General features: G+C 33.4%; 1 protein-coding gene. It reads left to right on the top strand.

The window, feature by feature from the left end; genetic code table 11:
• The first annotated feature begins 673 nt into the window (after positions 1–673).
• Entirely contained in the window at positions 674–1,174 is a 501-nt protein-coding gene (locus ACQKL0_RS20105; RefSeq protein ID WP_402876150.1) for a shikimate kinase, read from the top strand.
• Positions 1,175–1,599: the final 425 nt, after the last annotated feature.

The following is a 1,599-nucleotide window of genomic DNA, read 5'->3' on the forward strand; positions in this document are numbered from 1 at the left end:
TAGTGTGTGCTCACTCAAAATTTACGTTGGCGCTTTGTTTTGTTCAGTTTTCAAAGAGCAATTTATCTCGTTGTTCGTTAGAACAACTTGTTAATCCATCATAACACACTATCGATTAGTTGTCAACTTCTACGAAGTTTTTAACTTATTTTTTAGTCACTGTGTTAGCAGCAACTAATTCATCTTATCACTTTCATTATAAGAAGTCAATAGTTTTTACTGTTTATTTCTTCAAGCAATCTGCCAGAAGTTGATGAAATTTTTGTTTGACTGACTTGGTGCTTATTTATATTAATCCTTTTTGTCATCAAAGTCAATGTATTTTCGTTTTTTTCTTTTATGACCATATCCGTTAATTAATATCCACAATTGCACAGCCTGAGTTGGATCCTATCATTACTCTTCTCATTATAAAATTAATGATACAAATTAAAGCATGGACTATTAATTATCGACCATTCCTTCTATTATTAGGAATGAGGGTAAATCAATTGATCAGTTTTCCAAATATTTAAATAATATTTTTACATTTCTACCAACATGTACTATAATGAAATTATTTTTAAAAATCGAAAACTACTTTAAATCATTGTAATCTAGCGGGGAGAGGAATTCATAAGTGGTTAATAAAGATACATCTTTGAGGTTGCAAAGTATCGTTTTTATTGGTTTTATGGGAGTAGGTAAAACTACAATAGGCCAAAAAGTCGCTAAAAAACTATATAGGGACTTTATTGATATAGACCAAGAAATCGAAAAAGAATTTAATATGCCCACGACTGAAATATTCAAGAAGTTCGGGGAAAAGACTTTTCGTGAAAAAGAAAAGGAAGTAATTGAACGGTTCAGCCAGCAAAAATTAAAAATACTTTCTTTAGGAGGCGGGGCCTTTTTACAAGAGGATATAAGAGATATATGCCTCTCCAATTGCATAGTATTTTACCTTGATTTATCTTGGGACTATTGGAAAGAAAGAATTAGCTTACTTATTGATAGTAGACCGGTCTTGCAAAGTAAAAGCCTAGAAGAAATTGAAGACCTTTTTAAAACCAGACAAGAAGTTTATTCCTATCATCATTCAAAAGTGAACACAAATAACTTGGATGTTGATGAAGTAGCAGATTTCATAGTAGATTCTTTAAAAGTTGCTTGGGAGATTCACGAACCACTTTAATAAAAAGATGATTGGCTAGACTGAGCCAATCATCTTTTTTATTGTTGAATAAAAATGATTCACAAATGAGATCACAGCTTTTCACGATGATTAGGAAAGAAGAGACCATTTTAAATGGATGATGGTTTAGGAGCCATTTCTGAATGCTAACTCTCCAGGAAAAATCAACGGATATCCCACCGCATTCCCATACCATTTATAAAAACAAGCCAATAAGTTATTAGAAAATATATAAAGAAAACGAATTAGCCATGTATTCTCCGCGATTTCGAGACCTTACGGTCTTCTTCTACTGTCTGGCTGAGAAGGTAAAAGGATTTACTAAAAACAAAAAAAGGCCAGCCTAATGGCTGACCTTCGAAATGGCTTGGCGGCGTCCTACTCTCACAGGGGGAAACCCCCAACTACCATCGGCGCTGAAGAGC

Origin of the sequence: Peribacillus sp. NPDC097264 (genome assembly GCF_050277925.1) — a bacterium.
In the GTDB taxonomy this organism is placed as follows: domain Bacteria; phylum Bacillota; class Bacilli; order Bacillales; family DSM-1321; genus Peribacillus.

Excerpts from the sequence above, each read along its gene's own strand:
- ACQKL0_RS20105 (WP_402876150.1), top strand. The coding sequence starts at position 674 with ATGGGAGTAGGTAAAACTACAATAGGCCAAAAAGTCGCTAAAAAACTA.